The organism is Stenotrophomonas sp. SAU14A_NAIMI4_5 (assembly GCF_003086795.1).
Classification (GTDB): Bacteria; Pseudomonadota; Gammaproteobacteria; order Xanthomonadales; family Xanthomonadaceae; genus Stenotrophomonas.
Map to the genome: position 1 here is coordinate 1,451,314 of NZ_CP026003.1, position 16,435 is coordinate 1,467,748.

Below are 16,435 nucleotides of genomic sequence, written 5' to 3' on the forward strand. Positions count from 1 at the left end.
GCACGCAGAAACAACAAGGCCCGCGTCTGCGGGCCCGGATGGGGTGGGGTGGTGCATAGGGTAACGCGTGCGCCGGGGTCAGCGCAGCGCCAGGGTCAGCAGCAGCGCACGGGCCGCGTTGAAGCGGTCCTCCGGCAACGGCAGCGGGTGCTTGATGCGCAGCTTGTCCGGCCCTTCCATGGCATACAGGTTGGGCTGCTTCTGGATCAGCTGGATCACCGCCATCGGGTCGATGTTCGGCTTGGATTCGAACACGATGCGGCCGCCGTTCTCGCCCAGGTCCAGCTTGCGGATGCCCAGGGTGTTGGCCTGCAGCTTCAGTTCGGCAATGGCGAACAGGTGCTTGGCCGCATCCGGCAGCAGGCCGAAGCGGTCGATCATCTCCACCTGCAGCTCGCGCAGCGCATCGCTGTCACGCGCGCTGGAAATGCGCTTGTACAGGGTCAGGCGGGTGTGCACGTCCGGCAGGTAATCTTCCGGGATCAGCGCCGGCACATGCAGCTCGACCTCGGCACCGCGCACTTCCTCGCCGGCATCCAGGTCGGGAAGCTTGCCCTGCTTGATGCTGCGTACCGCGCGTTCCAGCAGCTCTGTGTAGAGGCTGAAGCCCACTTCGGCCATCTGCCCGCTCTGGTCCTCGCCCAGCAGTTCGCCGGCGCCACGGATTTCCAGATCGTGCGTGGCCAGGGTGAAGCCGGCGCCGAGTTCGTCCATCGAGGCGATCGCTTCCAGGCGCTTTTCCGCATCCGGGGTGATCGAGCGGCGGTCCGGCGCCACCAGGTAGGCATACGCACGGTGGTGCGAGCGACCCACGCGGCCGCGCAGCTGGTGCAGCTGGGCGAGGCCGAAGCGGTCGGCGCGGTTGATGATGATGGTGTTGGCGTTGGGGATGTCGATGCCCGATTCGATGATCGTGGTCGACAGCAGCACGTTGAAGCGCTGCTTCTGGAAATCCAGCATCACCTTTTCCAGCTCGCGCTCGGGCATCTGCCCGTGGGCGATGCCGATGCGCGCCTCCGGCACCAGCTCGGACAGCTCGCGCTGCATGCGGCCGATGCTTTCCACGTCGTTGTGCAGGAAGTACAGCTGGCCACCACGCGCCAGCTCGCGCTGGAAGGCTTCGCGCAGCAGCGCGTCGTCCCACTGGGTGATGAAGGTCTGCACCGCCAGCCGGTTCGGCGGCGGGGTGGCGATGATCGACAGGTCGCGCAGGCCGGCCATCGCCATGTTCAAGGTACGCGGGATCGGCGTGGCGGTCAGGGTCAGCAGGTGCACGTTGGCGCGCATCGCCTTCAGTGCCTCCTTCTGGCGCACGCCGAAACGCTGCTCCTCGTCGACGATGACCATGCCCAGGTCCTTGAACTTCACGTCCGGCTGCAGCAGGCGATGGGTACCGACGATGACGTCGATGGTGCCGGCGGCGACCTTCTCCAGTTCGGCCTTGATTTCCTTGGTGCTCTTGAAGCGCGACAGCACTTCCACCTTCAGCGGGTAATCGGCGAAGCGGTCGCGGAAATTGCGGTAGTGCTGCTCGGCCAGCAGCGTGGTCGGCACCAGCACGGCCACCTGTTTGCCGGCGCTGGCCGCGGCAAAAGCCGCGCGCACGGCCACTTCGGTCTTGCCGAAGCCGACGTCGCCGCAGACCACGCGGTCCATCGGCTGGCTGCTGGCCAGGTCGCGCAGGGTCGCGTCGATGGCGGCCAGCTGGTCGGGGGTTTCCTCGAACGGGAAGCCCGCCGCGAACGGTTCGTACATCGCGCGGTCCACCTGCAGCGCCAGGCCGGCACGCGCCTGGCGGCGGGCCTGGATCTCCAGCAGCTCGGCGGCCACGTCGCGCACCTTCTCGGCCGCCTTGCGCTTGGCCTTGGTCCATTGCTCGCCACCCAGCGAATGCAGCGGTGCGGTTTCCGCCGATGCACCGGAATAGCGGCTGATCAGGTGCAGCTGGGCCACCGGCACGTACAGGCGGTCGCCCTTGGCGTATTCGATTTCCAGGAACTCGCCGGGCATGCCGCCGACGTCCATCGCGATCAGGCCACGGTAGCGGCCGACGCCATGGTCTTCGTGCACGATCGGCGCGCCCTCGGTCAGCTCGCCGAGGTCGCGGATGATGGCTTCCGGCTCGCGGCCGGCACGGCGCGTGCGGCGGGTGCTGCCGGCGCGCTCGGGGAACAGCTGGCGCTCGGTGAGCACCGCGATGCGCGGCTCATCCAGGGCGAAGCCGTCTTCCAGCGGCGCCACGGTGATGGCGAAGCGCGCATCGTCGGCGAGGAAGCTGGGCAGGTCGGCCACCAGCGGTGGCTTCAGCTCGGCGGCCTGCAGCACTTCCAGCAGGGCTTCGCGGCGGCCCGGTGAATCGGCGGCGATCAGCACCCGGCCCGGATAGTGGCCGAGGAAGGATTTCAGTGCATCGCCGGCGGGCGCGTCGCGCGCAGCCACCGGTAGCGGCGGTAGCGGCTGGTCACCCAGTGCATGCGCATCGGCGATGCGTGCGTGCTCGGGTGCCCACACCTCGATGCGCGCGGCATCGTTCAAGCGTTCGCGCAGCAGTTCCGGCGACAGGTACAGCGCCGACGGCGGCAGCAGCGGCCGCTCCACATCGTGGCGGCGCTGTTCGTAACGGTCACCGGTCTGCGCCCAGAAGGCGACGGCCGCTTCATCCGCACCGGTGCACACCACCGGCAGGCTGCCGGCGGGCAGATAGTCGAACAGGGTGGCGGTGCTGTCGAAGAACAGCGGCAGGTAGTACTCGATGCCGGCCGGGGCCAGCCCGGATTTCAGATCCTGGTACAGCGAGCTGCGCCGGGTATCGACATCGAAGCGCTCGCGCAGCGTGCCCAGCACGCGGGCGATGCTGGCATCGTCCATCGGCACTTCGCGGCCGGGCAGCATGTGCACCGACTCGACCTTGTCCAGCGAGCGCTGGCTTTCCGGATCGAAGGCGCGGATCGAATCGATGTCCTCGTCCAGCAGCTCCACCCGCAGCGGCTCGTCGGCGCCCATCGGGAACACGTCGAGCAGGCCACCGCGCACGGCGAAATCGCCCGGGTCCATCACCTGCGGCACGTTGCGGTAGCCGGCGCTTTCCAGGCGGCGCTTCTCGGCTTCCAGGTCCAGGCGCTGGCCGACCTTCAGGTCGAAGCTGCCACCGATGACGTAGCTGCGCGGGGCCAGCTGCTGCAGCACCGTCTGCACCGGCACCACCACCAGGCCACGCTTGAGCGCGGGCAGGCGGTGCAGGGCGGCCAGGCGCTGCGAAATGATGTCCGGGTGCGGGCTGAAGCGGTCGTAGGGCAGCGTTTCCCAATCGGGGAACGCCACCACCGGCAGGTCCGGATCGGTGCCGATCAGGGTCTGCAGGTCGGCTTCGAGCTGGTTGGCGCCGTGGTTGTCACGGGCGATCACCAGCAGCGGCGCGTCGTGCGCGCGCGCGGCCTGGACCAGGTACCAGGCCAGCGCGGTCGGCGAGGCGGGGGCGCGCCACCAGGCGCGGAGCTGGCCGGCGCGAGGCAACGGCGGGGCGGGGTATGAGGTACGCGACATGGACCGCCGATCTTAGCAGAAGGGTTTGTCGCGACCGTGTGCGCAACGCGGTTGGTAGCGCCGGGCCATGCCCGGCGGATGCCGCACCACCGCTGCGCTCGCCGGGCATGGCCCGGCGCTACCTCAGTTGTCCAGTTCCAGCACCATGCGCACCAGGCCATCGGCGCCATTGGGGTGCGGTACCGGCTTGAAGCCCAGCGAGGCGGCCAGCTGCTTCATCGGCTCGTTCTCGGCGGCCACGTCGCCATACAGACGGTCCAGGTACTTGCCGCGGCCCCACTTCACCAGCTTGCGCATCAGTTGGCGGCCCAGGCCCTGGCCGATCAGGAAGCGGCTGATCAGGATCGCGTACTCGGCTTCACGGGTACCAGGGATGATCGAGGCACGCGCGACCGCGCCAACCACCGCTTCACCGGCAGGCAGCGATTCGGCCGCCACCAGGGTGATTTCGGTCTTGGGGTTGGGGTGGGTCAGGCGCTGGGTGGTGTCCGCCGAAAGCTCGGTCACCGACTGCAGGAAACGGTCACGGATTTCTTCCGGCCCGAAGAGGCTGAAGGCGGCCTGCAGCGGCGCGCCGTCTTCCGGGCGGATGGGGCGGATCAGCAGCTCGTGGCCGCTGGGAGCCTTGAAGATCTCATGCCAGGGCGGCATGCGGTTGCGAGTGGCCATACCGGGTGATTCCTTGGTGGTCCATCGATTGTGGCATCACCGGGGCTGCATTCCGTGAACGAAAGGCTCACGGGCGTACAGCCTCGTGAAGACGGCAGATCGTCGCCTGATCGTGGCCTATTCGGGGGCCTTGAGCCAATCCAGGCGGGTGGTGGCACCCGGCTCGCCCAAGTGCTGGCGCAGCGCCGGCAGGGCCGGGCCGACCACCCGGTCGAACTGCCAGGGGGCATTGAGCAGCAGCATGCCGCTGCCGTTGAGGCGCAGCGGGGAATCGTCCGGACGCACCAGGAACTCGATGGTCATGGCCGATTTCACCGGCAGGGCGGCGGCCTTGCGCAGGAAATGCAGGATGGTGCGGCGCTGCTTGATCGGGAACCAGACCGCGCAGGTGGCCTGCGGCCAGCGCGCCAGGGCCTCGGCCAGGGCGGCCAGGATGGCCTGGTATTCGGCATCCTGTGCCTCGTACGGCGGGTCGATCAGGACCAGGCCACGGCCGATCTTGCTGCCGTTGACCTTCGGCGGCAGCTGCGAACGCAGCAGCGCGTAGCCATCGCCCTGGTGCACGCCGACGCGGTTGTCGTGGGCAAACAGCGCCTTCAGCTGGGCCGCTTCGTCGTCCTGCAGCTCGCAGACCGCCATCCGGTCCTGCGCGCGCATGGCCTGGGCGCTCAGCAGCGGCGAGCCCGGGTAGGTGATCATCGCGCCCACCGGGTTGTCGGCCTGCACGGCCTTCAGGTAGCGCTCGATGACCTCCGGCAGCTTGGGCTGGGCCATCAGGCGCATGATGCCGTCTTCGGCCTCCAGGGTCTTGCGGCCCTCTTCGCTGGCCAGCAGGTAACGGCCGGCACCGCCATGGGTGTCGAGCACGAAGAACGGGCTGTCCTTGCGCTTGAAGCTGTCGATCAGGGCCAGCTGCACGATGTGCTTGAGGACATCGGCATGGTTGCCGGCATGGAAGGCGTGGCGATAGTTCATGGGCGGCAGTGTACGGGGCGGCGGCCGCAGCGGCTATGCTGCGCGCCATGACAGCCCCCGTTGCCCAGGTCCTGGTAGTCGAGGACGAAGCCGCCATCGCCGAAACCGTGCTGTATGCCCTGCGCAGCGAAGGTTACGCGGCCAGCCACTGCCTGCTTGGCGGGCAGGCCCTGCAGCGCCTGCAGGAGGGCGACGTGGACGTGGTGGTGCTGGACGTGGGCCTGCCCGACCTCAGCGGCTTCGAGGTCTGCCGCCGGCTGCGCGCCCTGCCGGGGCAGCAGGCGCAGGTACCGGTGATCTTCCTGACCGCCCGCAACGATGAGCTGGACCGCGTGCTGGGCCTGGAACTGGGCGCCGACGATTACATGGCCAAGCCCTTCTCGCCGCGCGAGCTGGTGGCCCGGGTACGCGCCCGGCTGCGCCGGGTGACGCCGGCCGCCCCGGCCGTGGCGGCGGTCGAGCCCGGCTGGCGCGAGCATGGTGCCTTCTCCATCGACCGCGAGGGCCGTCGCATCCGCTACCAGGGCCACACCCTGGACCTGACCCGCTATGAGTACGCCCTGCTGGAGGCGCTGCTGCAGCGCCCCGGCGCCATCCTCAGCCGCGCCCAGCTGATGGACCGCGGCTGGGACAGCAGCGCCGACAGCGCCGACCGCACCGTCGATACCCACGTCAAGACGCTGCGCGCCAAGCTGCGTGCGGCCGGTGCCAGCGACGACCCGATCCGCACCCATCGTGGCCTGGGCTACGCGCTGGAGACCTGAGCCATGCGCCTGGTACTGAAGCTGTTCCTGGGCTTCTTCCTGATCACCGGCATCGCCGCGTTCTTCGTCATGCGGGTGTTCGTCAACGAGGTGAAGCCGGGCGTGCGCCAGGCGATGGAATCGACCCTGGTCGATGCGGCCAACGTGCTGGCCGAAATGGCCGCGGCCGACGTCAAGGCCGGCACGATCGGCAGCGGCAGCTTCACCCGCAATCTGGCCAAGGCCCGCCAGCGCGACCTGAAGGCGATGGTCTGGCGCTTCCCCAAGCGTTCGCTGGATTACCGGGTGACGATCACCGATGCGCGCGGCATCGTCATCTACGATTCGCTGGGCCGCGACGTCGGTCGTGACAATTCGCGCTGGAACGATGTCTACCGCACGCTGCGCGGCGAGTACGGCGCGCGTTCCAGCCCGGAAGTGCCCGGTGGCGAGGGCGACACGGTGATGCACGTGGCCGCGCCGGTCTACGACCCTGCCGACGGCCACACCCTCATCGGCGTGCTCAGCCTGGCCCAGCCCAACCGCAGCATCGATCCGTTCATCGCCGCCAGCCAGCGCGCCATCATGGAGCGCGGGGCGTGGCTGATCGGCCTGTCCGCGCTGGTCGGCGTGCTGGTGACGATGTGGCTGACCACCGGCCTCGGCCAGCTCAGCCGCTACGCACGCGCGGTCACCGCTGGCGAGCCGGTGCCACCGCCACGGCGCCGCCGCGATGAGATCGGCGATCTCGGCCAAGCCCTGGAAACCATGCGCCGCAAGCTGGAAGGCAAGGCCTACGTCGAGCAGTACGTGCAGTCGCTGACCCATGAAATGAAGAGCCCGCTGGCCGCCATCCGCGGTGCCGCCGAACTGCTGCAGGAACCGATGCCCGATGCCGACCGTGCGCATTTCGCGCGCAGCATCGTCGACCAGCAGGAGCGGTTGACCGAGACCATCGACAAGCTGCTGGCGCTGGCCGAAGTGGAACAGCATGGCTGGCTGCAGACCCGCGACCCGATCGCGCCGGCCACGCTGCTGGACGATGCCGCTGCCGCCGCACAGGTGCGTGCACAGGCGGCCGGTGTCGTGGTGCGGATCGGCGCGGTGCCTGACCTGCGCGTGCACGGCGATGCCTATCTGCTGCGGCAGGCGCTGCAGAACCTGATCGACAACGCGGTGGCGTTCTCGACGCCCGGCGGCGAGGTCGAGCTGGAGGCGGTGGCCGATGGCCAGGGCGTGCGCCTGCAGGTGGCCGACCGTGGCGCCGGTGTGCCCGAATACGCGCGTGACCGGGTGTTCGAGCGCTTCTATTCGCTGGCCCGTCCCGGCAGTGGCCGGCGCAGCTCCGGCCTGGGCCTGCCGTTCGTGCAGGAAGTGGCGCGCCTGCACGATGGCCGCGCCAGCCTCGAGCCGCGGCCCGGCGGCGGCACTGTCGCGAGCCTGTGGCTGCCGCTGGGTGGACCGGCGCATCGGGCCCGTCGCTGACTTCACATTCGCTTCAAATTCGCCACAAACCCCGCTCACCGCCGCCGTCCATCCTGCAGTCCTCTGCAACGAGGATGGACGATGAAATCCCTGAAGATGCTGTTGCGGTTCGCCATCGTCGGCGGACTGATCCTGCTGCTGCTGATCCCGCTGACAATGATCCGCGGCGTCATCAACGAACGCAGTGCGTACCGCGACGAGGCCTTCGCGCGGGTGGCCGACAGCCGCGCCGGTGCGCAGCGCCTGGTCGGCCCGGTGCGGGTGGTGCCGTGGGTGGAACGCCAGCAGGTCGAGGTGATCGACGCCAAGGGCAACAAGAAGACCGAGGAGCAGGTGACCGAAGGTCACAGGCTGCAGATGCCGGCCTCGCTGGACGTGGGCGGCGAAATGCTGCCGAGCCAGCGCGAGGTCGGCCTGTTCAAGGTGCCGGTGTACAGCTGGAACGGCCAGTTGAAGGCGACCTTCGCGGCCGACGATTACCCGGTGAAGCCGGGCCGCAGCTATGGCCGGCCGTACGTGGTGCTGGGCGTGTCCGATGCGCGTGGCCTGGTCGGCACGCCGGACCTGCGCGTGGATGGCAGACAGGTGCGGCTGCTGCCGGGTGTCGGCGCAGCCAGCGAGGTAGGCCGTGGCCTGCACGCGCCGGTGGCCGGCTTCGCCGAGAGCCACGGCGGCACCCTGGCCGGCAGCAGCATCGAGCTGGACCTGCGCCTGGACGGCAGTCGCGCGCTGTCGGTGGTGCCGGTGGGTGATGACACCCGGATCGCACTGCGCTCGCGCTGGCCGCACCCGTCCTTCAGCGGTGCGTTCCTGCCCAACGAACGCCGGGTCGATGCGCAGGGGTTCAACGCGCAGTGGGCGGTGTCTTCGCTGGCCTCGGATGCCCAGACGCAGCTGCGCCGTGACGGTGCGATGGATTCGCAGGCAGTGACGGTGTCGCTGGTGGATCCGGTCGACACCTACACCCAGGCCGACCGCGCCTCCAAGTACGGCATCCTGTTCGTGGTGCTGACCTTCGTCGGCTTCATCCTGTTCGAGCTGATCAAGTCGCTGCGCATCCACCCGCTGCAGTACCTGATGGTCGGCCTGGCGCTGGCGATCTTCTTCCTGCTGCTGATCAGCCTGTCCGAGCACATCACCTTCTGGAAGGCCTACCTGGTCTCGGCCGTGGCCTGCATCGGCCTGCAGGCGGTGTACCTGGCCCATGTGCTGGGCCACTGGAAGCGCGGCCTCGGCTTCGCTGCGCTGCTGACCCTGCTGTACGGCGCGCTGTATGGCCTGCTGGTCTCGGAAAACAACGCGCTGCTGATGGGATCGCTGCTGCTGTTCGTGATCCTGGCGCTGGCGATGTGGGTGACCCGCCGGGTCGACTGGTACGCGCTGGGCGCGGAACTGAAGTAAGGAGCACGCCATGGGCTGGCGCCAGGGATTGTGGCAACGGGCACGGCAGGGCGTTCCGGCGCTGCTGGAAGTGGATGCACTGCTGCAGGCACATGGCGTGCTGGCGGCCCTGCCGGGGGCACGGATCGCCCCCGGTCTGGTCCGCTTCCAGCTGGCCGCGGTGACCTGTGAGGGATTGCAGCGCAAGGGGCTGGAATGGCTGGTCGGCGCGCGGCAGGGCCGCGGCGCGCTGGCCGGGCGGGTGCCGCGCTACCGGCCATGGAAGGCCGGCGCGGCGGCGCTGTCGGAGATCGGCATCGACGGCCTGCCGCCGGACTGGCCGGCGCATGCCGCGGTGTACGGCTGCAGCAGCGTGGACCAGCGTCATTGGCTGTTGCTGCTGCCGGAGCGCGCGCAGCTGTGGCTGGGGTGGCGTGGGTGAGCGCGCACGGAGCATCCACGCATGGCGTGGATCTACGGGAGCCACCGCACATCATCGACATGCATGGCGGGGGGGAGCGCGGTGCGGCCCATGACCGATGGGACGGGGGCGCCGCACCGCTGCTGGCTAGACTCGATGGGTTGACGTTCGAGCCGAAGGGCAGGGGTGTGGTGTGTTGAAGTGGAACGGGCTGAAGTGGGGCGTGCTGGCCACGGCGCTGGCGATGGGTGGCAACGCAATGGCGCAGCAGCGTGAACCGGTGGACCTGGACATGGTCAGCCGCATCCGCCAGGAGGCCTTCCACCGTTCGCAGGTGATGGACACCTTCAGCTACCTCACCGAACGTATCGGCCCGCGCCTGACCAATTCGCCGGCGATGGGCCGCGCCAATGCGTGGACCCGCAGCAAGTTCAGCGAATGGAAGCTGGACAACGTGCACGACGAAGCCTTCGATGATTTCGGCCGCGGCTGGGAATTCACCTCGGCCAGCGTGGAAATGCTGGGCGACCGCGTGCAGCCGCTGCACGCCCTGCCCAAGGCGTGGACGCCCGGCACCCGCGGCCCGGTCGAGGGCGAGCTGGTGCACGTGGAGATCAAGAAGCCCGAGGACATCGAGCAGTACCGCGGCAAGCTGCGCGGCAAGATCCTGCTGCTGGGCGAGGCGCGCGAGTACAAGCGCGGTACCGAGCCGGACTCGCACCGGCACGACGCCACCTCGCTGGAAGGCCTGCAGGAATTCACCCTGCCCAAGGACGTGGCCGCCGAACGGGCCAAGCGGGTGAAGGAATACAAGGAACGCCAGGAGCTGGCCGCCAAGGTCAACGCCTTCTTCGTCGAAGAGGGCGCGCTGGCATCGATCAGCATCAGCAGCTGGGACAACGGCATCATCCGCGTCGCCGGCGGCGGTTCGCGCAAGGCCGGCGAATCGGTGGGCATCCCGGAACTGGCGATGATCGCCGAGCACTTCAACCCGCTGGTGCGCGCGCTGGACGCCAAGCAGCCGGTACGCCTGCGCGTGGACGTGGCCGCGCGCTTCACCGACGAGGCCGACCAGCCCGGTTACAACACGCTGGCCGAGATCCGCGGCAGCAGCAAGCCCGACGAAGTGGTGATGATCGGCGCCCACCTGGATTCCTGGCACAGCGGCACCGGCGCGGCCGACAACGCCGCCGGCGTGGCGGTGATGATGGAGGCGATGCGCATCCTCAAGGCCACCGGCGCCAAGCCGAAGCGGACCATCCGCGTAGCGTTGTGGAGTGGCGAGGAGCAGGGCCTGATCGGCTCGCAGGCGTATGTGGCCAAGCACTTCGGCCGTTTCCCGGAACCCACCGACGCGGCCCAGAAGGCGCTGCCGGCCTCGCTGCGCGACCCGACCGGTGCCCTGCAGAAGACCCGCGATTACGGCAAGTTCCAGGTCTACTTCAACATGGACAACGGCTCCGGCCGCTTCCGGGGCATCTACGCCCAGGAAAACCTGGCGGCGATGCCGATCTTCGAAGCCTGGCTGGCCCCGTTCCATGACGTGGGCGCCACCACCGTGGCCACCCGCAATACCGGCAGCACCGACCACATCAGCTTCGACCGGATCGGTCTGCCGGGCTTCCAGTTCATCCAGGACCGCCTGGACTACTTCACCAACGTCCACCACAGCCATCTGGACACCTGGGACCACGCCGAGCCGGATGACCTGAAGCAGGCCGCCGCCATCGTTGCCTCGTTCGCCTACAACGCCGCGATGCGCGAGCAGTCGTTCCCGCGCAAGGCTGAACCGTAAAAGAGGGCACGGAGGGGATAAAATCGTTTCTCCCCTCCGTCGCCGCAGATTGCATCATTCTGGGATCGAGACGATCTGGTTGATGGCCGGATCGATGGCGAACACTGCCCGGATCGATGGTTTACCGTCGAGTGCCTTTACCTGATTGGACAGACTTGCAGCCTGGAAGTAGGTCGTTCCGTCGTGCTGCATCAGCGGTCGGATATCCAACGGGTCTCTGACCGGATCTGACAGCTCTGCCAGGCACAGTTGCCGGCCGCAGCTGAAGTCCAGCACTGTGCGTTCGCGGCCCTCCTCCGACAGGCCGCTCTGGAGGTGGCTGGAAAACAGAGCGGTCGACTCGGACAGTTCCCTGTCTGTCGAAGCTGCAGCGTGCATGGCGTTGATCATGGCAGAGAAGGCGTCGGCGTCTGCTAGCAGCTCGTCAATTCGGCTCTCATCCAAGGCAGTGTCGTAAATCAGATTCGCCTCATTGGGCGTGTCACCCCGATGAAGATTCGGCAGGAGAGGCTTTGAACCCGAATGGGAGACTGTGCCGGCGAGTTCCCGCTCGGCGGCGTCTGGCGCGGTTCTTGAGGCACGGCTGGAGTTCTGCGCGGAAGGACTGTGCGCAGGGCCATTTGTCGAAAAATGCCATGCCAGTGCGCCGACCGTCACCCCAGTCATGAGTAGCCACAGAGCAGTCTTTCTTGCATTCATTTGAAGTGCTCAGGTCACTGGCCCGGTTTCTACGAGTGCTTCGCCCGGGGCGGAGGTTTTGGTTACCCAGCCGCCTTTGCTGTCCCAGACCGAGAAGCCTCCCCCCGGTCGTGTGGACACCACGCATGAGTTCTGGCAGGTGTAGTAGTGGCTGTTGATTTTGACGGTTGTGGAGGCCTTGGACTCAGAAAGGCCGAAAAAGCCGACAACGACCAGTCCCGCAATGCCGTAGGCCACCTTCATCGGCCGAGATCCCAGAACACCTTTCCGCAGGAGGCCGCCCTTATTTGCCGCGGTGATCGCGCACTTTTGCGGGTACGCGGCATTTGATGAGAAGGATGGATGGGTCATGTGGAAACGTCCCTGCTTCGTTGAAGGATGTTCAGGTTACATTCGGGTAGGACGGCAGGCTGTAGGACTGGTTGTAATTTTCGCGGTATGTAATCCGGTAAAATCTGGGGGATTCCCGTTCCCCGAGCCCTCCATGATCTGCCGCACCCGCTTCGCCCCCAGCCCCACCGGTTACCTGCACATCGGCGGTGCCCGCACCGCGCTGTACTGCTGGCTGGAGGCCCGCCACCGCGGCGGCGAATTCGTGCTGCGCATCGAGGACACCGACCGTGAACGCAGCACCCAGGGCGCGATCGACGCGATCCTGGAGGCGATGGACTGGCTGGGCCTGGACTACGACGTCGGCCCGATCTACCAGACCGACCGCGTCGCCCGTTACCTGGAAGTGGCCGAGCAGCTGGTGGCCGACGGCAAGGCGTACTACGCCTACGAGACCCGCGAGGAGCTGGACGCGATGCGCGAGGCCGCCATGGCCAAGCAGGAAAAGCCGCGCTACAACGGCGCCGCGCGTGAACTGGGCCTGCCGCGCAAGGACGACCCGAACCGCGTCATCCGCTTCAAGAACCCGCTCGACGGCACCGTGGTGTTCGACGACCTGATCAAGGGCCGCATCGAGATCGCCAACAGCGAGCTGGATGACATGGTCATCTTCCGCCCGGACGGCTACCCCACCTACAACTTCGCGGTGGTGGTGGACGACTGGGACATGGGCATCAGCGAGGTCATCCGCGGCGACGACCACATCAACAACACCCCGCGCCAGATCAACCTGTACGAAGGCATCGGCGCCCCGGTGCCGAAGTTCGGCCACATGCCGATGATCCTGGACGAGCAGGGTGCCAAGCTGTCCAAGCGCACCGGCGCGGCCGACGTGATGCAGTACAAGGACGCAGGCTACCTGCCCGATGCGCTGCTGAGCTACCTGGCCCGCCTGGGCTGGTCGCACGGTGACCAGGAGCTGTTCAGCCGCCAGGAACTGATCGAGCTGTTCGACGTGACCAACTGCAACTCCAAGGCCTCGCGCCTGGACATGGCCAAGCTGGGCTGGGTCAACCAGCACTTCCTGAAGACCGAGGAGCCGGCCAGCATCGTGCCGCACCTGGTCTACCAGCTGGAAAAGCTGGGCCTGGACGTGGCCGCCGGCCCGGCGCCGGTGGACGTGGTGATCGCCCTGCGCGAGCGCGTGCAGACCCTGAAGGAAATGGCCGAGAAGGCCGTGGTCTGGTACCAGCCGCTGACCGAGTACGACGACGCGGCCGTGGCCAAGCACTTCAAGGCCGGCGCCGAGCTGCCGCTGGGCAAGGCCCGCGAACTGCTGGCGGCCCTGCCGGAATGGACCGCCGAAGCCGTCGGCGTAGCCCTGCACGACGCTGCCGCCGCCCTGGAAATGGGCATGGGCAAGGTCGCCCAGCCGCTGCGCGTGGCCATCACCGGCACCCAGGTCAGTCCTGACATTTCCCATACCGTGTACCTGGCCGGCCGCGAGCAGGCCTTGAAACGCATCGATGTGGCCATCACCAAGGTAGCAACGGCCTGAGCCCTGCCGCCCAGACCTGAACCGGAGAACGCGCATGCCCGCCAAACCAGCTTCTGCCTGTACCGCCCCGCACCACCACGTCCACGACGCATCGGATTTCGTGGCGGTGGTCGAGCGTGTCTCGCGTGAGCGCGGGCTGCGCCTGACCCCGATCCGCGCCAATGTGCTCAAGCTGATCGCCGAGGCCGGCAAGCCGGTCAAGGCCTATGAGCTGCTGGAGTGGGTGCGCAACGGCAAGGGCGTGGGCGCTGATGCCCCGCCCACCGTCTACCGCGCGCTCGACTTCTTGATGGCGAACGGCTTCGTGCACAAGCTGGAATCGGTGAATGCCTTCGTGGCCTGCCACCACCCCAGCAGCGCGGCGCATTCGGTGCCGTTCCTGATCTGCAACAGCTGCCACAGCGCGGTGGAGCTGGAAGACCGCGAGATCGTCACCCAGCTGGAAAAGCGCGCCAAGGAACTGGGTTTCCAGCCGCAGGCGCAGACCCTGGAAGTGCACGGCCTCTGCGCGCGCTGCGCCGGCTGACGCTACGGGATTCTGCTGGGGTCAGAGCCCTTTTGCCAAGGCAAAAGGGATCTGACCCCGTATGAGGTCCGGGCTCTGACCCCCTCTCACAGACGCTGCCGCAGCCGCTTCAAGGCCACCTTGCGCGCAGCAACCAACTCTTCCTCCTCCAGCGGCAGCGACTGCAGCCACGCCATGGCTTCAGCCACCGACGCACCGCGCGCGGCATACAGCGCCAGGCTGCGGCCCTGCGTCGTCGGCGCCTGTTCCCACGCGCGCTGGACCAGGCGCAGCAGCGACTGCTGCGTTGCCACCGGCACCACAACGCCCTTGTCGAACGACAGCAGCGAATTCAACGCAGCCAGCGCCCGCGACGGCGCCGACATCGGATCGCTCTGGCTGAAATCCGCCTGCGCGCAGAACCCCAGCAGCGCCATCACCGACTCCTCGCTGCGCACGTCCTCCAGCACACCGATCGCATAGGTCGCCCGCCGCGGATCATCCAGCAGCGGCTGCAGTCCCGCCACGCCATCGTGGCCGAATGCCGCACACGCCTGCGACCACGGCGCCATCGGCGCAAGGTGGGTGCCATCGGCGTTGTACTGGAACTCCTCGCGCCAGCCGTACAGCGCGCACAGGCGCTCGATCTCGGCCGCGCCATCGCTGCCATGGTCCAGCACGAAGCGGATCAGATCCTCCACTTCCACAGCACCGCCATGTTCCAGCGGCGCAGGCCCCTTGGCCGCCTTCTTGGCCAGTGCGTTGAATTTCATTCCTTGTGCCTGTTCCTGGCGTAGAGCAGTCGAGCATGGCTCGACTCTACAAAATAAGCGGAGCAACAGCCCTCCGCTTTTGATTCTATTCCTTTGATTCACGTGGCTGACGCGCATGGAGAATGTCCGTGGCCGGGTGGGTGGGCTGCGCAGGGGCGTGAGCCGCATGGATGCGGCGACCGAGCTTACAGGGACGTACTTGCAGCGTCCCCTGCGCAGCCCACCCACCCGGCCCATCCAGCAAACCCCAACTGCAACGATCAGCCACGAGGGGCTCCGCCGTTCGCCGCCTACGGCGAAGCCGAGCTTCTCGGCAGGCAGCAGAGCAGTCGACTCTACCAGTCGACTCTACCAGTCGACTCTACCGCGCGGGCGCGGGCGCAGGTGCCGCCGCAGGCTCCGCCGCCGTATCCACCCGCGCGATCACCGACATCCCCGGCCGCAGCCGCGCCGCCAGCTCCTGCCCCGGATCAATCGAAATTCGAATCGGCAACCGCTGCACCACCTTGGTGAAGTTGCCGCTGGCATTGTCCGGGCGCAGCACGCTGAACTCCGAACCGGTGGCCGGCGCGATCTGCTCCACGTGGCCGTGCAGGCGCTGGCCCTTGAACGCATCCACCGAGAACGTCACCGGCTGGCCGATGCGCATCTGCCAGGTCTGGCCTTCCTTGTAGTTGGCCACCACCCACAGCGCCTCCGGCACCAGGAACAGCAGCTGCGAACCGGCCGCCACATACTGGCCCACGCGCACGCTGGCCTCGCTGATCTGCCCGTCGCGCGGCGCATGGATGACCGTGTTGGCCAGGTCGATGCGGGCTAGTTCCAGCTGCGCCTGCGCGCTTTCCACCTGCGCCTCCAGGCCCTTGCGCGCCACCTGGGTCGACACCAGGGTCTCCTCGGCGATGCGGATCTGCGCCTGCGACTGCTGCACGCTGGCCTGCGCTGATGCCTGGGTGGTTCGGAACTTGTCGCGGTCGTTGATCGAGACCAGCTGCTGCGCGGCCAGTTCCTCGTAGCGCTTGGCTTCGTTGCGTGAGCGCTGCAGCTCGGCCTGGCCGGCCGACAGCGTGGCGCGGGTTGAAGCGATCTGCGCGCGGTTCTGCGCCTGCGACTGGTCCGAGTTGGCCAATGCCGCGCGCGCGCTGTCCAGCGTCGCCTCGGCCTGCGCCACCTTCTGCGCGTAGATGCGGTCGTCGATGCGCAGCAGCGGCTCGCCCTTCTTCACGTGCTGGAAGTCTTTCACCAGCACCTCGGTGACATAGCCGGCCACCTGCGGCGCCATCACCGTGATCTGCCCGCGCACGTACGCGTTGTCGGTGACCATCACGCTGCTGGTGAACGGCCACAGGTTCCACGCGCGCAGGATCAGCGCGATGCCCAGCAGCGCCACCACCACCATCACCACCACGCTGCGTGAGCTGGGCTTGAGGTATTTCGGTGCCGCCGCGGGCGCGGCAGGCGTGGGCGCAGGCGCAGGCGCAGCGTCGGTCGGCGGCGGTGGGCTGACGTTCTCGGGGGCGTCGCTGTCGGGGCGGGGCGGTAGCGGAGACATGGCGGCG

14 protein-coding genes are annotated in these 16,435 nt (G+C 67.8%); 7 read left to right on the plus strand and 7 right to left on the minus strand.

The window, feature by feature from the left end:
* Positions 1-78: 78 nt before the first annotated feature.
* The 3 genes from mfd to rlmJ all read right to left on the minus strand — a co-directional run bounded on the left by mfd (position 79) and on the right by rlmJ (position 5,187).
* Positions 79-3,543, minus strand: coding sequence for a transcription-repair coupling factor (gene mfd, locus C1925_RS06930; RefSeq protein WP_108768251.1), 3,465 nt, complete (start codon positions 3,541-3,543; stop codon positions 79-81).
* Between the two features lie 123 nt (positions 3,544-3,666).
* Positions 3,667-4,212, minus strand: a complete 546-nt coding sequence (locus tag C1925_RS06935) for a GNAT family N-acetyltransferase (protein WP_108768252.1) — start codon at positions 4,210-4,212, stop codon at positions 3,667-3,669.
* Between the two features lie 117 nt (positions 4,213-4,329).
* The gene (gene rlmJ / locus C1925_RS06940; protein ID WP_108768253.1) at positions 4,330-5,187 is read right to left on the minus strand and encodes a 23S rRNA (adenine(2030)-N(6))-methyltransferase RlmJ; all 858 of its coding nucleotides are present in this window, start codon (positions 5,185-5,187) and stop codon (positions 4,330-4,332) included.
* Positions 5,188-5,222: 35 nt separating this feature from the next.
* Here rlmJ and creB point away from each other — a divergent pair, with 35 nt between their 5' ends.
* The 5 genes from creB to C1925_RS06965 all read left to right on the plus strand — a co-directional run bounded on the left by creB (position 5,223) and on the right by C1925_RS06965 (position 11,011).
* On the plus strand, positions 5,223-5,951 hold the full coding sequence (creB, locus tag C1925_RS06945) for a two-component system response regulator CreB (protein WP_108768254.1): 729 nt from the start codon (positions 5,223-5,225) through the stop codon (positions 5,949-5,951).
* 3 nt (positions 5,952-5,954) lie between these two features.
* Entirely contained in the window at positions 5,955-7,415 is a 1,461-nt protein-coding gene (gene creC / locus C1925_RS06950; RefSeq protein WP_108768255.1) for a two-component system sensor histidine kinase CreC, read from the plus strand.
* Between the two features lie 81 nt (positions 7,416-7,496).
* Positions 7,497-8,816 (plus strand): cell envelope integrity protein CreD, encoded by a 1,320-nt coding sequence (gene creD, locus C1925_RS06955; RefSeq protein WP_108768256.1) that lies wholly within the window; start codon positions 7,497-7,499, stop codon positions 8,814-8,816.
* 10 nt (positions 8,817-8,826) lie between these two features.
* Entirely contained in the window at positions 8,827-9,237 is a 411-nt protein-coding gene (locus C1925_RS06960) for a hypothetical protein (protein WP_108768257.1), read from the plus strand.
* A gap of 223 nt (positions 9,238-9,460) precedes the next feature.
* The gene (locus C1925_RS06965; RefSeq protein ID WP_108770644.1) at positions 9,461-11,011 is read left to right on the plus strand and encodes a M20/M25/M40 family metallo-hydrolase; all 1,551 of its coding nucleotides are present in this window, start codon (positions 9,461-9,463) and stop codon (positions 11,009-11,011) included.
* Positions 11,012-11,065: 54 nt separating this feature from the next.
* Here the strand turns inward: C1925_RS06965 and C1925_RS20915 are convergent, their stop codons facing one another.
* On the minus strand, positions 11,066-11,710 hold the full coding sequence (locus C1925_RS20915) for a hypothetical protein (protein WP_159097495.1): 645 nt from the start codon (positions 11,708-11,710) through the stop codon (positions 11,066-11,068).
* Positions 11,711-11,719: 9 nt separating this feature from the next.
* Positions 11,720-12,061 (minus strand): hypothetical protein, encoded by a 342-nt coding sequence (locus tag C1925_RS20920; RefSeq protein ID WP_159097496.1) that lies wholly within the window; start codon positions 12,059-12,061, stop codon positions 11,720-11,722.
* A gap of 133 nt (positions 12,062-12,194) precedes the next feature.
* Here C1925_RS20920 and gltX point away from each other — a divergent pair, with 133 nt between their 5' ends.
* The gene (gltX, locus tag C1925_RS06975) at positions 12,195-13,598 is read left to right on the plus strand and encodes a glutamate--tRNA ligase (protein ID WP_108768259.1); all 1,404 of its coding nucleotides are present in this window, start codon (positions 12,195-12,197) and stop codon (positions 13,596-13,598) included.
* A gap of 34 nt (positions 13,599-13,632) precedes the next feature.
* Positions 13,633-14,124: a Fur family transcriptional regulator gene (locus C1925_RS06980; RefSeq protein ID WP_079221204.1), complete on the plus strand. Its 492-nt coding sequence runs from the start codon at positions 13,633-13,635 to the stop codon at positions 14,122-14,124.
* An 86-nt stretch (positions 14,125-14,210) separates the two neighbouring features.
* Here C1925_RS06980 and C1925_RS06985 read toward each other — a convergent pair whose 3' ends face one another.
* Positions 14,211-14,876, minus strand: a complete 666-nt coding sequence (locus C1925_RS06985) for a hypothetical protein (protein ID WP_108768260.1) — start codon at positions 14,874-14,876, stop codon at positions 14,211-14,213.
* Positions 14,877-15,237: 361 nt separating this feature from the next.
* Positions 15,238-16,428: an HlyD family secretion protein gene (locus C1925_RS06990; protein ID WP_108768261.1), complete on the minus strand. Its 1,191-nt coding sequence runs from the start codon at positions 16,426-16,428 to the stop codon at positions 15,238-15,240.
* Positions 16,429-16,435: the final 7 nt, after the last annotated feature.

What these genes read in the sequence shown, in the direction of transcription:
- mfd (WP_108768251.1), bottom strand. Translation starts at nt 3,543, where the DNA reads ATGTCGCGTACCTCATACCCCGCCCCGCCGTTGCCTCGCGCCGGCCAG.
- C1925_RS06935 (WP_108768252.1), bottom strand. Translation starts at nt 4,212, where the DNA reads ATGGCCACTCGCAACCGCATGCCGCCCTGGCATGAGATCTTCAAGGCT.
- rlmJ (WP_108768253.1), bottom strand. Translation starts at nt 5,187, where the DNA reads ATGAACTATCGCCACGCCTTCCATGCCGGCAACCATGCCGATGTCCTC.
- creB (WP_108768254.1), top strand. Translation starts at nt 5,223, where the DNA reads ATGCTGCGCGCCATGACAGCCCCCGTTGCCCAGGTCCTGGTAGTCGAG.
- creC (WP_108768255.1), top strand. Translation starts at nt 5,955, where the DNA reads ATGCGCCTGGTACTGAAGCTGTTCCTGGGCTTCTTCCTGATCACCGGC.
- creD (WP_108768256.1), top strand. Translation starts at nt 7,497, where the DNA reads ATGAAATCCCTGAAGATGCTGTTGCGGTTCGCCATCGTCGGCGGACTG.
- C1925_RS06960 (WP_108768257.1), top strand. Translation starts at nt 8,827, where the DNA reads ATGGGCTGGCGCCAGGGATTGTGGCAACGGGCACGGCAGGGCGTTCCG.
- C1925_RS06965 (WP_108770644.1), top strand. Translation starts at nt 9,461, where the DNA reads ATGGGTGGCAACGCAATGGCGCAGCAGCGTGAACCGGTGGACCTGGAC.
- C1925_RS20915 (WP_159097495.1), bottom strand. Translation starts at nt 11,710, where the DNA reads ATGAATGCAAGAAAGACTGCTCTGTGGCTACTCATGACTGGGGTGACG.
- C1925_RS20920 (WP_159097496.1), bottom strand. Translation starts at nt 12,061, where the DNA reads ATGACCCATCCATCCTTCTCATCAAATGCCGCGTACCCGCAAAAGTGC.
- gltX (WP_108768259.1), top strand. Translation starts at nt 12,195, where the DNA reads ATGATCTGCCGCACCCGCTTCGCCCCCAGCCCCACCGGTTACCTGCAC.
- C1925_RS06980 (WP_079221204.1), top strand. Translation starts at nt 13,633, where the DNA reads ATGCCCGCCAAACCAGCTTCTGCCTGTACCGCCCCGCACCACCACGTC.
- C1925_RS06985 (WP_108768260.1), bottom strand. Translation starts at nt 14,876, where the DNA reads ATGAAATTCAACGCACTGGCCAAGAAGGCGGCCAAGGGGCCTGCGCCG.
- C1925_RS06990 (WP_108768261.1), bottom strand. Translation starts at nt 16,428, where the DNA reads ATGTCTCCGCTACCGCCCCGCCCCGACAGCGACGCCCCCGAGAACGTC.